Genomic DNA, 17,655 nt, shown 5'->3' with positions numbered 1-17,655 from the left:
CCTCTGGCAACCCGATCCGCGTATTCTGGACACGGAACGCGGTTCAGGCCGATACTCGCTACATGAGTTCCACGCACCCGCCCTTTCGGGCATCCGACGGGGAACGCGACCGTGCGATCGACGAGCTCAGGGATCGTGCCGTGGAGGGGCGGATCTCGCACGACACGTTCGTGGGCCGCGTGGACCAGGCGCTGCGCGCGCGCAACCAGCAGGAGCTGGACGAGCTGGTGGCCGACCTGCCGCGGCGGCCGACGTTCCGGCAACGGCTGACCGACGCGGTGGCGTCGGTGTCGGAGTTCACCACCAAGGTGCAGGCGGCCTGGCGGCGGCCCAGATTGCCCCGGCTGGCCCTGCCGGACGACGACCGGCTGCGTTACGTGGTGGGCCGGGGATCGGCGTGCGATCTCGTGCTGTCGGATCTGACGGTCTCCCGGGTGCACGCCGAGTTGCGGCGCGAGGGCGACGGCCACTGGATGCTGATCGATCTGGGGTCGCTCAACGGCACCAGGCTCAACGGGTGGCGGCTGGTGGGGCCCGCCCGGGTCAAGTCGGGGGACGAGATCTCGTTCGGCGACTGCGAATTCCTGCTGACCCACGGCCAGCCGACCTGACTCCTGTCAATACGGAGATTTGCGGATTGCGGGGCCGCGGGTGCTGATTCATGATCTCATGCGATCCCCAAGTTCATTGGAGACCCCATGCGGCGCACCTCAGCCTCCCTCGTCGCGGGCGCGCTCGTCGCGGCCCTCGCGTGGGCGTCCAGCCCCTCCTTACCGGCCGTCGCGCTCGATCCATCGGCGGGCGTGGCCGACCTGACCCAGGACATCAACCAGATCCTCGCCGACTCACGCCTCACGATCGCCAGGGCGGGCGTCGTGGTCAAGAGCGCCCAGACCGGCGAGGAGTTGTACGCCACCGACGCGGGCAAGCTCCTGATCCCGGCCTCGAACACCAAGCTGTTCACCTCGGCCGCCGCGGTGGAGACGCTCGGGCTCGACTACCGCTTCCCCACCACCGTGCTGAGCAGCGGCCGCAGGGCCGGCTCGGTGCTGGCGGGCGACCTGGTGCTGCGTGGCACCGGTGACCCGACCATGCTGGCCGCCGACTACGACGCGCTGGCCAAGGAGGTGGCGGCCGCGGGCGTCAAGCGCGTCACGGGCAGGCTCGTGGCCGACGACTCCTGGTTCGACACGCAGCGGCTCGGCAACGACTGGGCCTGGGACGACGAGACCGCGTACTACGCGGCGCCGATCTCGGCGCTGACCGCCTCCCCCGACACGGACTACGACGCCGGCTCGGTGGTCGTCGCGGTGGCGGCCGAGAACGGCAAGGTCAAGGTGACCACCACGCCGCCCACCGACTACCTGAAGATCGTCAACCGGGCCACCGTGGGCACGGCGACCGACGTGCTCATCGAGCGGCAGCACAGCAGCCGCACCGTCGTGATCACCGGTACGGTGGCGACCTCGTACCGGGAGTGGGTGGCCGTCGACGACCCCACGGCGTACGCGTCCTCACTCTTCCGCGACGCGCTGACCAGGCACGGCGTCAAGGTGCTCGGGCCTACCGTGACGGGCGCGGCCGGGTCGGGCGCGACGGAGCTGGCCAGGCACGAGTCGATGCCGCTGGGCGAGCTGCTGGTGCCGTTCATGAAGCTGAGCAACAACATCCACGCCGAGATCCTCACCAAGGCCATGGGCCGCAAGGCCGCCGGCCAGGGCACCTGGTCGGCCGGGCTCAAGGTCAGCACCGACTTCGCCAGGGCCAACGGGGTGCAGGTGATCAACATGCGTGACGGGTCCGGGCTGTCGCGCCGCGACGGCTTCTCGCCGGCCTCGATCGTGCAGCTCCTGTCGGCCGTACGGAGCAAGCCCTGGTTCCAGACCTGGTACGACGCCCTGCCGATCGCGGGCAACACCGACCGCTTCGTCGGCGGCACCCTGACCAGCCGCATGCGGGGCACGGCCGCGGCGAACAACGTGCACGCCAAGACGGGCTCGCTGACCGGGGTCACGGCCCTGTCCGGCTACGTCACGAGCGCCGACGGTGAGCCGCTGATCTTCTCCATCATGCTGAACCAGTACCTGTCGAGCTCGCCGAAGGACATCGAGGACAAGATCGCCGTCCGGCTGGCGCAGTTCTCCCGGGCCACGGCGACCACCGACGCCGTACAGCTCCGCGCCACGGAGACGGGCGCGACGGGCGACCTCGAATGCTCGTGGCTCAAGCCGGTCCAGTGCTGATCTGACGACGCCCGCGGCCCTCTGACGCCCAGGGGGCCGCCCCGGTTTACCGCCGATCGTTCGGGCCACATTACGATTCGGCCACCTGGAACTCCAGCTATGGGTGGCTTTTTCCGTACATAACCGGCCCAGGGACGCCAGAATTCGGGATCGACGCAGTCTCCGTCACCGGAGCACTGCCCCCCGGACCAGGGAGCGCCGGGGCCTTCGCCGGCCACACCCAAGCCGGTTTCCCACCGCACGCCCATGCGCTCCCCTCCCGGCGGGCCCGGCCGCGCCTCCCCCCGCACACAGGACCGCGGCCGGGCCCGCACCCGCCCACGAAGCACCCGGCGAGGAGCCGGAAAGGGGCCAGAACGCCCCGAAGGGGCTCGCCCCGTGGGCAAGCCCCTTCGTACGTCTTGGCATCAGCCGCTCAGGACCGACTTGAGGAGCTGGTTCAGGATGTCGACGTCAACGATGTCGTTGTCCTCGCCGAAGTTGTTCCACTCGCCGAAGTCCCACTTGACGCCGTCGTCCTTGCCGTGGCCGGGCCCGGGCAGGATGTTGGCGTTCGTTGCGACGGCGGCGACACCTGGGGTCGCGGCGAGCGCGGGACCGGCGACCATGATCATCCCACCGACGAGGCCGGCCAGGACGAGCCCTGATCTGTACATGTGATTCTCCTCTGATAACCGCTCGGCTACTCTCCGTAGCTATCGGAGGGAGATCTGCCCCCCGCCCAAGTTTGACAAACGCCCGCATTTCCGCTCTTGACCTGCACAAATACAGGGGATGGGGGAAGCCGTGACCAAGATCGGCGTACTTGACGCACCAGTGCTTCCCGTTGAGGAACAAGAACGCCCTCGATGACCATCACTTGGCCACCGCGCGACGGACGTTCCGCCCTACGGCAAGGTCAAAATGACCGGACCGTCCGTAGTTATGGCTACCGTGTGCTCGACGTGAACGCTCCTGCTCCCGTCCGCCGAGCACACCGACCAGCCGTCCTCCGCCATGACGTAGTCGTCACCGCCTCCGGCCATCAGGCTGGGCTCGATCGCGATCACCAGCCCCGGTCGCAGCCGCAGCCCCCGGCCCGGGCGGGCCTCGTTGGGCACGAACGGCGACTCATGCATGGCCCGCCCGATGCCGTGGCCGCCGAAGTCGTTCTGCATGCCGTAGCCCGCGCCCCGCCCCACCGTGGACATGGCGTGGCCGATGTCGCCCATCCGGCCGCCGGGCAGCGCTGCCTCGATGCCCGCGGCCAGCGTCTCCTCGGCGACCCTGATCAGCTTGAGGTCCTCGGCGCGGGCCTGGCCGACGGCGAAGCTGACCGTGCCGTCGGCGTGCCACCCCTCGATGTACGCCCCGCAGTCCACGCTCAGCAGGTCACCGTCGCGCAACCGGTAGGGTGACGGCAGCCCGTGCAGCATCACCCCGTTGACCGAGGTGCAGATCACCCCCGGATACGGCATGGCGCCGAACGACGGGTGGTAACCGAGAAACGACGCCCCCGCCCCGGCCTCCTCCATGACCTCCCTGGCCACCTCGTCGAGTTGCCGCAACGAGACCCCGACGGTGGCCCGCTCGCGCACCGCCGCCTGGACGGCGGCCACCACCCGCCCCGCCGCCCGCATCGCGTCGATTTCGCCGGCTGTCTTGAGCTCGATCACGGCCCCTCCTTGTCGATAACTATACCGGTATTATTATCACGACAAGGAAGGGCTCAGTCGAGGCCGCGCCTGCCCGGAGTCCAGAAGGGCTTGGTCCGCACGTCCCTGCGCCGCCAGCCGCGCTCGCCGACCAGGTGGGCGCGGACCGCCTGGATCGTGCGGGCCTCGCCCGCGAGGTAGGCCACGCCCGGCTCGTCAGGCAGGTCCAGCTCCCTGACCGCGTTCACCAGGGCCGCGGATCCGGCCGCGGACGCGCCCTTCCGGCTCACCCTGACCAGGTCCCCGTGCAGGTCCAGGTGGTCGCCGGGGCTGTCGGCCTCGATCGCGCCGAACACCCGCGCGTCCCCGGGAAGGGCGCCCAGCATGGCGCCGAAGGCCACCGACGCCGTCTCCTCCCCGGCGAACAGGTGGTAGGGGGCATCCTCTTGCACCACGAAGCCGCCGTCCGGCCGGGTGAAGGAGACCTCCCGGCCGGGCTCGGCCTTCCTGATCCAGGAGGTGCCGGGCGAGTCGCCGCCGTGGTCGTAACCGATCAGGTCGACGGCCTCCCAGGTCGGGTCGTAGTCCCAGATCGAGTACGTGCGCAGCACCCCGCCGAGCAGCCCGCCCTCCCCGACGAGCAGCCGTACGTGCTGGCCAGGGGTCCACTTCAGGCCCGCCAGCGCCTCTCCCCCGATCCTGACCCGCCGCATCCGGGCGGTCACCCGCTCGACCTCGACGACCTCCCCGGTCAGGAACATCCGGTCGAGCAGCCGGCGGGCGACGGTCATCGGCCCCTCCTCGGATCCAGTTGCTCGATCCTGTGGCGGGCGTCGACGAAGATCTCCTGGATGCGCTCGACCACGCGGGGGTCGCCGTGCGCGTGGGCGAGGGTCTTCACGGCCGCCTTGACCATGCGGAGCGCCGGGCCGACGATCTCGGCGGCCTCGGGCTCGCGGAACATCCCCCACTCCCCCCTGCTGGCCGCCCGGCCCCACAACCGCTCGATCTCCTCGGCCTGCTCCTCGGCCGCCCGCCGGCCCTCGTCGGTGACGTGGTGGACCTTGCGGCCGTCGGCGGGCTCGACGCGTACGAGGCCCTCGTCCTCCAGCAGTTGCAGGGTGGGGTAGATGGAGCCGGCGCTCGGCTCGTAGGTGCCGTTGAAGCGGTCGGCCAGGCGGCTCATGATCTCGTAGCCGTGACCGGGGCGCTCCGCGACCAGGGCCAGGACGGCCAGCCGCAGCTCACCCGGGGCGAAGAAACGCCCGGTGGGACCCAGGCCGCCCGGGGTACGACGTGCGTTCATCATGGGTCGGATGCTATATCGAACGATATAACGAAGTAAATGGAAAAATTGGCCTTGCCGTGGAATCTCACGGCCCGCCGGGGCCGGGTCACGGGTGGAATGCCTCGTGGAGTTCGGAGACCGAGGCCATCTCCGCGACGAAGCCGAACCTGCCCGCGCGCATCTGCCGGGCGCCGTCCAGGAACGCGCTCAGCGCGAACCGGGAGAGCGCGCCCCCGATGCTCACCCGCCGCACGCCGATCTCGGCGAGCTGCTCCAGGGTGATCGCCGGGTCCGCGAAGCCCATCACCACGTTGACCGGCTTGCCGACGGAGGAGACGACCGCGCGCATCTGGTCGAGGGTGCGCAGGCCCGGGGCGTAGAGGACGTCGGCGCCCGCCTCCTCGAACGCCCGCAGGCGCCTGATGGCCTCGTCGAGGCCGGCCACGCCGTACAGCAGGTTCTCCGCCCTGGCGGTCAGCACGAGCGGGACGGGCAGGCCGCGGGCGACCTCGACGGCCGCCCGCACACGCTCGACGGCGAGCCCGAAGTCGTAGACGGGGTTCCTGGGGTCGCCCGTCGCGTCCTCGATCGAGGCCCCGACCGCGCCGTACGCGCAGGCGTCCGCGACCATCTTGGCCGCCTCCGCGGGGTCGTCGGCGTACCCGTTCTCCAGGTCGGCGTTGACCGGGAGCGGGGTCGCCTCACTGAGGACGCGGCAGTTGTCGAGGATGTCCTGCCGGTCGGCCCGGGTGCGGCCGAGCTGGTTGGCCACGCCGAAGCTGGTGGTGGCCAGGGCCTCGAAGCCGAGCGAAGCAAGGATCCGCGCCGTCCCGGCGTCCCACGGGTTGGGCAGGAGGAGCGGCTCGGGTCGCTCGTGGAGGGCGCGGAAGCGGGTGGCGGCGGCCAGCTGATCGGTCATGGTGCTCTCCGTCCGGTGGACTGGCGTTACCCGCTCACTGTCGCCGTTCCTTTAAGGATTCGTCAAATGCATAGATATGATCCGAATTATCAGGAATCCTGATGCCTATGACGCTGGAGGAGATCGAGGCTTTCGTATGCATCGCCGAGCTGGGCGGGTTCACCGAGGCGTCCAGGCGGCTCAACCGGTCCCAGCCCGCGATCAGCCGCCGGATCCGCGAGCTGGAGCAGTCGCTGGGCGCGGCGCTGTTCGAGCGGACGGGCCGCCGGGTGGCGCTCACCGACGCGGGCCGGACGCTGCTGCCCTTCGCGGAGGCCGCCCTCGCGACCGTCCGTGACGGCGAGCGGGCCGTACGGGAGCAGGTGCGGCAGCCGGGAAGCCCTCTGACTCTCAGCCTGGCCATCGTCGGCACCCTGGCCGACTCGCATCTGGTGGACGTCCTGCGCACGTTCGAGGCCCGGTTCCCGCAGGCTTCGGTGGAGTTGCGCACCGCGACGAGCCGTGAGGTGAGCGGGCTCGTCCGCAGCGGCGAGGCGTCCCTGGGCCTGCGCTACTTCCCCGACGCCGACCCGCAGTTGGAGTGCGTCCCGCTCGGCACCGAGAAGCTGCTGGTCGTCGTGCCCGCCTCGCACGAGGTCACCGAGCCGCGCCTGCCGGACCTACGGGCGCTGGAGAACGAGCGCTGGATCGGCTTCCCGCCCGAACGCGGCCAGCCCGACTCCTTCGGCCACCTGCTGGAACGCCGGCTGCCCGCGGGCCGGACGGGCCCGCCGATCACCAGGGTGGACAGCCTCACGGCGCAGAAACGGCTGGTCCAGGCCGGGCTCGGCATCGCCCTCATGCCCGTCAGCAGCGTCAGGGAGGAGCTGCGCATCGGCAGCCTGCGGGCTATCGAGGTGGAGAACCTGCACGCGGACCTGCCCGTGGTCGTGGTCCGCCGCAGGCGTGGCTATCAGGGCCGGTTGGCGACGGCCTTCCTGGAGCTGCTGGCGGAGCACACGCCCGAGCTGCGCGGCTGAGCCGCGTCAACCGGCATGGTCGCGGGTGGGGCCTCCGGCCGGGGCCCCACCCGCGACCCGGCGGTCAGGCCTTGAGCCAGCTCATCATCGGGCGGAGCTTGGCACCCGTCGTCTCGATCGGGTTGGCGGCCAGCTCCTCGCGGTGCCGCTTGAACTCCTGCTGCCCGCCGTCGAACTCCGCGACGAGCTGCTGGGCGAAGGTCCCGTCCTGGATCTCGCCCAGGATGCGGCGCATCTCCTGCCGCGTCTCATCCGTGATGATGCGCGGGCCGCGGGTGTAGCCGCCGTACTCGGCCGTGTCGGACACCGACCAGTACATCTTCGAAATGCCGCCCTCGTACATGAGGTCGACGATCAGCTTCATCTCGTGCAGGCACTCGAAGTAGGCGACCTCCGGCTGGTATCCGGCCTCGATGAGCGTCTCGAAGCCGGCCTTGATGAGCTCGGACACGCCGCCGCACAGCACGGCCTGCTCGCCGAACAGGTCGGTCTCCGTCTCCTCGGTGAAGGTCGTCCGCAGCGCCCCGGCCCGGGTGCCGCCGATGCCCTTGGCGTACGACAGCGCCAGGTCCAGCGCCTTGCCCGAGGCGTCCTTCTCGACGGCCACCAGGCAGGGTACGCCCCGCCCGGCCTCGAACTGGCGGCGGACGAGGTGGCCGGGGCCCTTGGGCGCGACCATGCACACGTCCACACCCTCCGGGGCCTCGATGAGGCCGTAGCGGATGTTCAGGCCGTGGCCGAAGAACAGCGCGTCGCCCTCGACCAGGTTGGGCGCGACGTGCTCGGCGTACAGGTGGCGCTGGACGTGGTCCGGCGCCAGGATCATCGTGAGGTTCGCCTCCTCGACCGCCTCGCCCGGAGTGACGACCCGAAGGCCGTCGTTCTCCGCCTTCTCACGGCTCTTGGAGCCTTCGGGCAGGCCCACGCGCACGTCCACGCCCGAGTCACGCAGGGAGAGCGCATGGGCGTGGCCCTGGCTGCCGTACCCCAGCACGGCCACGTGACGTCCCTGGATGATCGACAGGTCGGCCTGGTCGTCGTAGTAGATCTCGGTCACTTGCTCTTACCTTTCAAGCGGTACGGTCCAAAGCCCTGAGGGACCGATCGGTGATGGAACGGGCGCCGCGGCCGATGGCCACCATGCCCGACTGGACGAGTTCTTTGATCCCGAACGGCTCAAGCACCTTGATGAAGGCGTCGAGCTTGTCGGGAGTGCCGGTGACCTCGATGGTCACGGCGTCGGCCGCCACGTCGATGCAGCGGGCCCGGAAGAGGTTGACCAGCTCCAGCACGTGGGAGCGGCTTTCGGAGTCGGCTCTGACCTTGATCAGCATCAGCTCGCGCTGCACCGACTGCGCGGGGTCCAGCTCGACGATCTTCAGCACGTTCACCAGCTTGTTGAGCTGCTTGGTGACCTGCTCCAGCGGGAGCTCCTCGACGCTGACGACTATCGTCATCCGCGAGATGTCGTCGTGCTCGGTGGGCCCGACGGCGAGCGAGTCGATGTTGAAGCCCCGCCGGCTGAACAGCGCGGACACGCGCGCGAGGACACCGGGCTTGTTCTCGACCAGCACGGACAGCGTGTGACGGCTCATCGGTCGCTCACCGCTCCTCTTTCGATCCGCGGACGCGCCTTCGCGACCGCTCCTCCAGCTGCCTCGGGCCTAGTCATCCTCGTTCTCCCACTTGGGCGCCATGTCACGGGCGATCTTGATGTCGTCATTACTGGTGCCCGCCGCCACCATGGGCCAGACCATGGCGTCCTGGTGGACGACGAAGTCGACCACGACGGGCACGTCGTTGATCTCCATGGCCTTCTTGATCACCGCGTCCACGTCCTCGGGACGCTCGCATCGCAGGCCCACACAGCCGTAGGCCTCGGCCAGCTTGACGAAGTCCGGGATGCGGCGGGTCGTCTGCAGATCGGTGTTGGAGTAACGCTGGTCGTAAAAAAGCGTCTGCCACTGGCGGACCATGCCGAGGTTGCCGTTGTTGATCACCGCGATCTTGACCGGCACGCCCTCCAGGGCGCAGGTGGCCAGCTCCTGGTTGGTCATCTGGAAGCAGCCGTCGCCGTCGATGGCCCACACGACGGACTCGGGGCGGCCCATCTTGGCGCCCATCGCGGCCGGGACGGCGAAGCCCATCGTGCCCAGGCCGCCGGAGTTGATGAACGTGCCGGGGTTCTCGTAGCCGATGAACTGCGAGGCCCACATCTGGTGCTGCCCGACCCCGGCCACGTAGTACGTCTCGGGGCCGGCGATGGCGCTGAGCCGCTCCATGACGTACTGAGGGGCCAGAGAGCCGTCCGCGAACGTCTCGTAGCCCAGCGGATAGGTCTTCTTGTACCCGTTGAGGATCGACCACCAGTCGGCGTAGTCGCCCCGGGCCTCGGAGGACTGGATCACGCCGATGAGGTCGCTGATGACCTCCTTGCAGTCGCCCACGATCGGCACGTCGGCATGCCGGTTCTTGGAGATCTCGGCCGGGTCGATGTCGGCGTGCACGACCTTCGCGTGGGGGGCGAACGACGCCAGGTGGCCGGTCACCCGGTCGTCGAAGCGGACGCCGAGCCCGATGATCAGATCGGACTGCTGCAGCGCCCCGACGGCGGAGACGCTCCCGTGCATCCCGGGCATCCCCATGTGCTGGGGGTGGCTGTCGGGGAACGTCCCCCGCGCCATCAGCGTGGTGACGACCGGGATGTTGGTCAGCTCGGCGAGCTGCCGCAGCTCGGCCGAGGCGCCCGCCTTGTGCACGCCGCCGCCGACGTACAGGACCGGACGCCTGGACTCGGCGATCAGCTTGGCGGCCTCACGGATCTGCTTGGAGTGCGGCTTGGTGACCGGGCGGTAGCCCGGCAGCTGCATGGTGGGCGGCCAGCTGAAGGTGGTCTCGGACTGCAGGGCGTCCTTGGAGATGTCCACGAGCACCGGGCCGGGGCGGCCGGTGGAAGCGATGTGGAACGCCTCCATGATCGTACGGGCGATCTCGCTCGGGTCGGTGATCAGGAAGTTGTGCTTGGTGATCGGCATGGTGATGCCGGAAATATCGGCTTCCTGGAAAGCGTCGGTGCCAATGGCCCCGCTCGGCACCTGCCCGGTGATGGCCACCATCGGCACCGAGTCCATGTACGCGTCCGCGATCGGCGTCACCAGGTTGGTGGCCCCGGGGCCACTGGTCGCCATGCACACCCCGACCCGGCCGGTGGCCTGCGCATAGCCCTCGGCCGCGTGCCCCGCACCCTGCTCGTGCCGGACGAGTACGTGCCGGACCTTGGTCGAGTCATAGAGGGGGTCATAGGCCGGCAGAATGGCACCGCCGGGGATCCCGAACACGGTGTCGACTCCCATGTGCTCCAAGGCCCGCACCAGGGCCTGTGCACCTGTCATCCGTTCGGTCATCGGCTCGTTCCTTGCGTGGCTGCTTCAAGGGCTTGAGGACATAAAAAAGGCCCCTTCCCACCGGTGCGGCGGGTCTGGGGCGGCGCGCAGGTCGTCGTGCTTCGCTATCGGCCTGCGCGCCGGCGAAGTACTACGAGAATTCCACTGCGAAGCATGGCCTACACGATAGCCGCTCGGAACGCCCCAGTGTCAACTTCGTGGACACAAGTCTCAAACAGTGAGACTCGTCCGCATCAGCGAGTCCACCCCGCGCGCCGCCATCGGGCGGGCCACCAGGAACCCCTGCCCTCGGGTGCAGCCCATCCGCTTCAGCAACTCCAGTTGCTCGGGGCGCTCGATGCCCTCGGCCACCACGACGAGCCCGAGGTCGTGGCCGAGCCGCACGATCGTCCGGGTGAGCAGCGTCAGCGTGTCGTCCTTGCCCAGCCCCGACACGAAGGAAGGGTCAATTTTGATCATGTCTACCGGGAGTTGCCGGAGAAACGCCAAGGATGCGTAGCCTGTCCCGAAATCATCAATCGCCAGACGCACGCCGAGGGCGCGCAGCTCGGACAGCCGCTTGATGGTCTCCTCGGCGTCCTCGACCAGCATCTCCTCGATGACTTCGAGCGTGAGCGAGGAGGCGGGCAGCCCGCTCTCCTCCAGCGCCTCGCGCACCGTCTCGACGAAACGCGGCGCGGTGATCTGCCGGGCCGACAGGTTGAGCGACAGCCCGATGTCCCAGGACGAGGCCCGCCAGGCGGCCACCTCGCGGCACGCCTCGCGCAGGATCCACTCGCTCAGCGGCACGATCAGCCCGGTGTCCTCCGCCGGGCCGAGGAACTGCTCCGGCGGCACGAACACCGAGCCGCGCCACCACCGCACCAGCGCCTCCACGGCGGTCACCCGCGAGGTGGCCAGGTCGACCACCGGCTGGTATTCGATCGCGAACTGCTGCTCGATCAGCGCCCGCTGCAGGTCAGCGGCCAGCTCCAGGCGGCGCAGCACGTCGGCGTGCATCTGCGCGGCGAACACCTCGACCCGCCGCCCGCCGAGCTCCTTCGAGCGCGCCATGGCGACGTCGGCGTTGCGGATGAGGTCGGCCGCGGGCAGGTCGTCCTCGGTGAAGGCCACGCCCACGCTCGCGGTCAGCGCCACGTCGCGGTCGGCGACGCGGAACGGCTCCTGCGAGACCGCGCGCACCAGCCGCTCGGCCAGGTCGACCGCCACCTGCGCGTCGCCGCCGGTCTCCACGAGCACCGCGAACTCGTCGCCGCCCCACCGGGCCAGGGTGTCGTCGGCGCGTACGGCGCCGCGCAGCCGCCGGCCCGCCTGCCCGAGCAGGTAGTCGCCGCTGGCGTGGCCGACGGAGTCGTTGACCGAGGTGAACCCGTCGAGGTCGAGGAAGATGACCGCGACGTGGCCGGACGTGCGCCCGGTCAGCACCTCGCGGGTGCGCTCCTCGAAGTAGGCGCGGTTGGGCAGCCCGGTGATGCCGTCGTGGAAGGTCAGGTGGGCCACCTGGTTGCGCAGCGCCTCCTCGTCGCTGATGTCCCTGGTCGTCACCAGCATCAGCTCGTCGCCGCCGACGTGACGGGTGGCGACCGACTCGGTGGGCCGCCAGGTGCCGTCGGCCGCGCGGACCCGGCAGGCGATCAGGCACGCGCCGGGCGTGGTGTTCTCCTCGTCGAGGCCCATGGCGCGCAGCGCGAGCTGGATGCCGGGCACGTCCTCCGGGTGGATATAGTCGAAGATCGACCCGCCGACCAGCTCCTCGGGGCGGTAGCCGTAGGTGGCCTCCACCCCGGAGCCGATCTCGCGCACCACGCCCTCGTAGTCGACCAGCAGCACCACGTCGCCGCTGCTCTCGGCCAGCTCCCTGAGCTGGCGCTCGCCGCGCTTGACCTGGCCGCGCAGCTGCACGTTGGTGGCCGACACCACGAACAGGCGCACCAACAGGAGCAGCACCACCGACACAGCGACCGCCACCACGCCGACGACCGGCGGCTCCTGCGCACCGCTGGTCAGGTGGGCCAGCAGCGTGCAGGCCGCCACGGCGACCAGCGCCAGCGGCATGATCGCGACGACGTCGCCGACGGCCCGGCCGCCCGCCTCCCCGCCGCGCGGCCCCCACGGGACGGCGGCGAGCAGGAGCAATGCGACCGGCGTGAGCATGACGCTCCACACCTGCGGGTCAACGCCGTCGAGCCTGGCCACCGCGGCGGCCAGGCCGGCCACGGTCATGGTGGCCAGCACGCCGACCCCGGCCAGCCCGAGCAGCCACGAGGGCGACCTGCTGGTGAGCACGGACGGGATCACGGCGCACGTCATCAGAAGCGCGATCATCGGCGGCAGCATGACGAACGTGAACGCGGGCGGGTCGGCCGTGTCGGCGTAGACGTGGCGCAGCGTCACCACCCAGCCGATCAGGAACAGCGAGGCGGCGCAGAGGTAGGAGTCGGTGACGTGCCGTAAAACGACCCTGGCCGGGAACCTGCGGTCGGCGACGATCAGCGCCCCACCGGCCGTGATGACGGTGCCGAGCAGCATGAACAGGTCGGCGAAGCTGACCACGAAGCTCTCGGCGAACACGCGCAGGGCGACGCCGGCGGCCCAGATGACGGCTCCGCCGCCCATCCAGCGGGCGCCCAGCGCCGTGGGACGGTGCGCGGCCGACCTCACCGAGGCGCTCAGCAGGGAGGCGGCGGCGACCAGCGCGGCGAGGCCGCCGGCGACCGCGCCGGTGAGCAAACCCTGACCACCCGTGAGGAGCGCGGCAGCGAAGGCCACCGCGCCTGCCGCCGCGGCGGCGGTCAGCGGCACCCGTGGATCACGCCAGCGGATCACAGTCGTTGCCCATCCCGTCTCGTGCTCTGCTCCCGTGCTCCGCCGAAGTCCGGCGGGGCACTTCGCCAGTGTGTGCGGTCCTGAGGGCGCGGGTGGTGACAACGCCGATGTCGTCACCGATCTGATAACCACACAGACCAATTGCCGCCAAGGATTCCTTGACAGTCAGTCAGGAATCCCTTGCAAACGCCACGGTACGCACCGAAGGTCACGGACCAGCCACGTTCCGGGATCCTCTCAGTATGCGTCGGTTATGACGTTGACCAGGGGCTCGTCAGCGCGGTAGCGCTCAAGCTGGGCCCGGAGCAGACGCAACGTGCGCCGGTCCGACGCGGGTGTGCTGCCCGCGACGTGCGGGGTGATCAGGAGACCCGGCGCGCTCCAGAGGGGGTGGCCCTCGGGCAGCGGCTCGGGCGCGGTCACGTCCAGCGCGGCGCGTAGCCTACCGGTTTTGAGCTCCGCGATGAGTGCTTCTGTGTCGACGATTCCACCCCTGGCGGCGTTCACCAGGACGGCTCCGTCCTTCATCCGCGCCAGGAACGCGGCGTCGACCATCCCCGCGGTGTCGGTGGTGGCGGGCACCAGCAGCACGACGACGTCCGCCGCAGGCAGCAACGCGGGCAGCTCGTCCAGGCCGTGTACGCCGTCGCGGGGGCTCCTGGCCACGCGGACGATCTCCACCTCGAACCCGGCGAGCCGCTTCTCCAGCGCCGCGCCGATGGAGCCGTAGCCGACGATGAGAACGGTCGAGTCGGCCAGCACGTCGGTGTGGTGGTAGGTCCACTCGCCCCTGCGCTGCGCGTCCACGAACCCGGGGAACTCCCGCAGCACCGCCACCATCGCCCCGACCGCCCACTCGGCGGTCCCGGCGTCGTGCACGCCGCGGGCGTTGCACAGCGTCACCCCACGGGGGATGTGCGGCAGGTACTGCTCCACCCCCGCGCTCACGGTCTGCACCAGCCGTAACGAGCTCATCCGGGCCAGCGTCCCCGCCACGTCGGGCACCGTGACCAGCGGCGGGATCCAGACCTCCACCTCCTCGATCCCCTCCGGCATCGGGGACCTGCCGTCATAGACGACGCATTCGACGCCGGGAAGGCCGGAAAGAACGTCAACCACCGAATCAGCGGGAACCCAGGTCTTCATGCGGAGAACCTTACGACTGCCGGGGAAGTATGGAACACATGACGAAGATCTGGACGATCATGCTGGCAATGACGCTCGCAGCCTGTTCCGGAGCGGGCGAGGTCGCCCCGACGGCCGCCGTCCCGGCGGGGGGCGCCCCCGGCGAGCCGCGGGACGTGGCGACGGATCTGGCCGTGCCGTGGGGCATCGCCTTCCTGCCCGGAGGCGACGCCCTGGTCACGGAGCGGGACACGGCCAGGCTGCTGCGGGTGACCCCGGCGGGCCAGGTGCGCCGGTTGGCCACGATCGAGGGGGTGCGGCCGGAAGGCGAGGGCGGCCTGATGGGCGTGGCTGTCAAGGGCGACCAGATCTTCCTTTACTACACGGCGGATCAGGACAACCGGATCGTGCGCTACCGGCTCGCCGGCGACCGCCTCACCGACCAGCGCCTCCTCGTCCAGGGCATCCCCAAGGGCAGCATCCACAACGGCGGCCGGCTCGCCTTCGGCCCCGACGGCAACCTGTACGCGACCACCGGCGAGACCGGCGACCGCCCCCTCGCCCAGCAGCGCGACTCCCTCGGCGGCAAGATCCTGCGCATGACCGTGGACGGCGCGCCCGCCCCCGGCAACCCGTTCGGCACCCTCGTCTACAGCTACGGTCACCGCAACGTCCAGGGCCTGGCCTGGGACCCCTCCGGCCGCCTGTACGCCTCGGAGTTCGGCGCCGACACCTACGACGAGCTCAACCTCATCAAGCCGGGCGCCAACTACGGCTGGCCCGAGGTCGAGGGCCGCGGCGACGACCCGCGGTTCGTGAACCCGGTCCTGACCTGGTCCACCGCCGAGGCCTCCCCCTCGGGCCTGGCGTACGCGGACGGCTCCCTGTGGATGGCCGCGCTGCGCGGCCAACGCCTGTGGCAGATCCCGCTGGCCCAGGACGGCGCGGTGGGCAGGCCGGTCGCCCGCTTCACCGACCGGTACGGCCGCCTGCGCGCGGTCACCACGACCCCCGCCGGAACGCTGTGGGTGGGCACCAGCAACAAGGACGGCCGGGGCTCGCCGCGCCCTGGCGACGACCGGATCATCGCCGTGACCCCGTCGTCGTAGCCCAGGGCGGCTGCCCTCTCCCGCTCGGTCAGCCGGCGGCGGTGCAGGTCACCTGGGGCTGCGGCCGATATTCCGTGGTCAGCTTGGGGTCCTTCTTGACGACCTTGCCGTCCTGGGTGAACACCCGGGTGACGTCGATGGTGAAGCCCTGCTGGCCGTTCGTGGGCACGCAGCCGGCCGCGTCGCTGGTCTCGCTGCGGAACGGGGTGAAGTCGCGCCGCTGCGACTCCACCGCCTCGATCTTGTAGAGCTTGGTGCCCCACAGCGTGACCGTGACCGAGGTGTCGGTGAAGGCGGTCTTGATCAGCACGCCGGTCTCGGAGTCGTTGCGCCACTTCAGGTCAAGGGACGGGTAGAGCAGCGCGGCGTCGCGCCCGGCGGGGTAGCGGGGGGCGTAGAAGTCCATGGGCTGGTGCTCGACGTCCTCGTACCCGCCGAAGAACGCCGCGTTGTACATGGTGGTGGCGAACTGGGAGGTGCCGCCGCCGACGATGTTCACCATCCGGCCGCCGACGATCTGCCCGGCCTCGACGTAGCCGTCCTCGACCGTGCGCGGGCCGATGACCTCGTTGATCGAGAACGTCTCGCCCGGCTTCACCAGGTGGCCGTCGAGCTCCTCGGCCATGCGCTGGATGTTCTTCGCGCGCGGCAGGCAGCACTCGAACATCGTGGTGAAGGAGGCCACCTCCTCCTTGATGCCGAGGTCGCTCACCTGCTCGGTGGTGACGGTCGGGGCGACGACGCCCAGCCGCACCGGGATCGTACGGTTCCCGCCCTCGTCGAACACCTTCTCGGCGTCCCTGGCCAGCAGCTTGTCGTTGACCCCCCGCCCGGTGCGGGAGGGCACCAGCACCGGCCGGCCGGCCACGATCTCGTAGGTGGCGTCGCGTGGCTGCTGCGCGGCGTCGACCAGGCTTCCCTCCAGGACGCCCAGCACGGCCTTGGCGTCGAACTGCGGCGCGAGCCCGCCGCCGCCGTCGGAGTTGTAGGTCAGGTTCTGGGCGATCAGGGCCGGGGAGACCTGTGCCTGCTTGTCGCCCAGGGCCAGCGTGATGGGCGCGGCCACGGCCTGCTTGGCCTTGGCCAGCGCCTCCTCGACCGCCTCGGGGCTGGTGACGGGCTTGGCCGGCCGGAGCGTGAGGACCACGGTGCCGCCACCGCGCAGGAAGGCGTCGCCGACCCGGCGCACGGCGTCGTCGCGGTCGAGCAGCACGCCGTCCTGGGGCATGCGGGCCTTGGGCACCAGCCCGGTGAAGGTCACCCGGCCCTCGTGCGCGGGCTTGTCGGCGGCCTCCGCCAGGCCCTCGATGGTCCTGGTGAGCTGGGAGGCGTCGATGGTGACCTTGGGCTGCAGCTGGGTCGTGCCGGTCAGCCCCCGCCACACCTCCTGCGGGCTGGGGAACCCGCTGGGCGCCTGCCCGATCGTGCCGACCACGTCGAGCTCCAGCCCGGCCTCGTCGGCCTGGACGGACTCCTTCCGGCCGCCGACGTCGACCACGACCGGCTTGCTCAGCTTGGCGCCGAGCTCCGAACGCAGCTTCTCGGCCGCCTGGGTCACGGTCAGGCCGCCGATGTCCACGCCGGCCACGTAGGTGCCGCGCAGCACCGAGCCCGACATGAGTACGGCGGGCACGACGTAGGCCAGGGCCGCCAGGATCACCAGGAGCGAGATCACGGTCGTGATGAGCCGGCGCCGCCGCGGCGGCTCGGGCTCGTAGGCGGAGGCCCGCTCAGCGGGGCCCGCCGCGCCGAACACCGGCGCCTGCGGCTCCTTGTCGGTCATCGGCCATGGCTGCGCCGGCTGCGCCGCCGGGGGCAGCGCGCCGTTCGAAGGACCGCCCGGGGCACTCGGGCCTTGGGCCGGCCGGGGCTCCTGCCTGTCCTGCGGTCCGAAGATGTCCCGGGAGACGCCCGGGGGGAGACCTTCGATCCGCGGCTTTCTGGAGACACCCGACGTGGGCAGGGGCACCGAGGCGAACGGGTCGGTCGGTGATTCGATCGGTCCGGCGTTTCGCACGCCTCAATCTCCTCCCGGTCCGCAGCCAAGTCTCAGGCAACAGTAAGGCACGCGCATCCGCATATGTCACG

The 17,655-nt window shown here is 70.4% G+C and carries 14 protein-coding genes and 1 pseudogene; 4 read left to right on the top strand and 11 right to left on the bottom strand.

Annotated elements, in window-relative coordinates:
• Positions 1-62: 62 nt before the first annotated feature.
• Both BLS95_RS29170 and dacB read left to right on the top strand, forming a co-directional pair.
• Complete coding sequence (locus tag BLS95_RS29170) at positions 63-611, top strand: FHA domain-containing protein (protein WP_090938274.1); 549 nt, start codon at positions 63-65, stop codon at positions 609-611.
• A gap of 87 nt (positions 612-698) precedes the next feature.
• Positions 699-2,243, top strand: coding sequence for a D-alanyl-D-alanine carboxypeptidase/D-alanyl-D-alanine endopeptidase (dacB, locus tag BLS95_RS29165; protein ID WP_090938271.1), 1,545 nt, complete (start codon positions 699-701; stop codon positions 2,241-2,243).
• Positions 2,244-2,650: 407 nt separating this feature from the next.
• Here the strand turns inward: dacB and BLS95_RS29160 are convergent, their stop codons facing one another.
• From BLS95_RS29160 to BLS95_RS29140, 5 genes are all read right to left on the bottom strand, one after another.
• A complete protein-coding gene (locus BLS95_RS29160) occupies positions 2,651-2,899 on the bottom strand; it encodes a hypothetical protein (protein ID WP_090938268.1) in 249 nt (82 codons plus the stop codon).
• A 231-nt stretch (positions 2,900-3,130) separates the two neighbouring features.
• Positions 3,131-3,898, bottom strand: coding sequence for a type I methionyl aminopeptidase (gene map, locus BLS95_RS29155; RefSeq protein ID WP_090938241.1), 768 nt, complete (start codon positions 3,896-3,898; stop codon positions 3,131-3,133).
• Between the two features lie 53 nt (positions 3,899-3,951).
• A complete protein-coding gene (locus tag BLS95_RS29150; protein ID WP_090938228.1) occupies positions 3,952-4,668 on the bottom strand; it encodes a siderophore-interacting protein in 717 nt (238 codons plus the stop codon).
• On the bottom strand, positions 4,665-5,186 hold the full coding sequence (locus BLS95_RS29145) for a PadR family transcriptional regulator (RefSeq protein WP_090938225.1): 522 nt from the start codon (positions 5,184-5,186) through the stop codon (positions 4,665-4,667). The genes BLS95_RS29150 and BLS95_RS29145 overlap by 4 nt, the downstream gene beginning before the upstream one ends.
• An 85-nt stretch (positions 5,187-5,271) precedes the next feature.
• A complete protein-coding gene (locus tag BLS95_RS29140; RefSeq protein ID WP_090938222.1) occupies positions 5,272-6,084 on the bottom strand; it encodes an isocitrate lyase/PEP mutase family protein in 813 nt (270 codons plus the stop codon).
• A gap of 101 nt (positions 6,085-6,185) precedes the next feature.
• On the opposite strand from BLS95_RS29140, the gene BLS95_RS29135 reads away from it, so the two are divergent.
• Positions 6,186-7,103: a LysR family transcriptional regulator gene (locus BLS95_RS29135; protein WP_090938219.1), complete on the top strand. Its 918-nt coding sequence runs from the start codon at positions 6,186-6,188 to the stop codon at positions 7,101-7,103.
• 64 nt (positions 7,104-7,167) lie between these two features.
• On the opposite strand, the gene ilvC is transcribed toward BLS95_RS29135, so the two are convergent.
• The 5 genes and pseudogenes from ilvC to BLS95_RS29110 all read right to left on the bottom strand — a co-directional run bounded on the left by ilvC (position 7,168) and on the right by BLS95_RS29110 (position 14,479).
• Complete coding sequence (gene ilvC, locus BLS95_RS29130) at positions 7,168-8,151, bottom strand: ketol-acid reductoisomerase (protein ID WP_090938991.1); 984 nt, start codon at positions 8,149-8,151, stop codon at positions 7,168-7,170.
• Between the two features lie 22 nt (positions 8,152-8,173).
• Positions 8,174-8,698: an acetolactate synthase small subunit gene (gene ilvN, locus BLS95_RS29125; RefSeq protein ID WP_090938216.1), complete on the bottom strand. Its 525-nt coding sequence runs from the start codon at positions 8,696-8,698 to the stop codon at positions 8,174-8,176.
• 69 nt (positions 8,699-8,767) lie between these two features.
• Positions 8,768-10,510 (bottom strand): annotated as a pseudogene (locus BLS95_RS29120) (acetolactate synthase large subunit); the annotation flags it as partial.
• A 207-nt stretch (positions 10,511-10,717) separates the two neighbouring features.
• Positions 10,718-13,333: a putative bifunctional diguanylate cyclase/phosphodiesterase gene (locus BLS95_RS29115; protein ID WP_245765353.1), complete on the bottom strand. Its 2,616-nt coding sequence runs from the start codon at positions 13,331-13,333 to the stop codon at positions 10,718-10,720.
• Positions 13,334-13,570: 237 nt separating this feature from the next.
• The gene (locus tag BLS95_RS29110) at positions 13,571-14,479 is read right to left on the bottom strand and encodes a 2-hydroxyacid dehydrogenase (RefSeq protein ID WP_090938211.1); all 909 of its coding nucleotides are present in this window, start codon (positions 14,477-14,479) and stop codon (positions 13,571-13,573) included.
• A gap of 38 nt (positions 14,480-14,517) precedes the next feature.
• On the opposite strand from BLS95_RS29110, the gene BLS95_RS29105 reads away from it, so the two are divergent.
• Entirely contained in the window at positions 14,518-15,567 is a 1,050-nt protein-coding gene (locus BLS95_RS29105; protein ID WP_090938208.1) for a PQQ-dependent sugar dehydrogenase, read from the top strand.
• Positions 15,568-15,595: 28 nt separating this feature from the next.
• Here BLS95_RS29105 and BLS95_RS29100 read toward each other — a convergent pair whose 3' ends face one another.
• Positions 15,596-17,350, bottom strand: coding sequence for a VanW family protein (locus tag BLS95_RS29100; RefSeq protein WP_143043907.1), 1,755 nt, complete (start codon positions 17,348-17,350; stop codon positions 15,596-15,598).
• Positions 17,351-17,655 lie beyond the last annotated feature (305 nt).

Origin of the sequence: Nonomuraea jiangxiensis, from assembly GCF_900099965.1 — a bacterium.
GTDB lineage: Bacteria > Actinomycetota > Actinomycetes > Streptosporangiales > Streptosporangiaceae > Nonomuraea > Nonomuraea jiangxiensis.
This window is presented reverse-complemented; position numbering and strand designations above follow the sequence as displayed.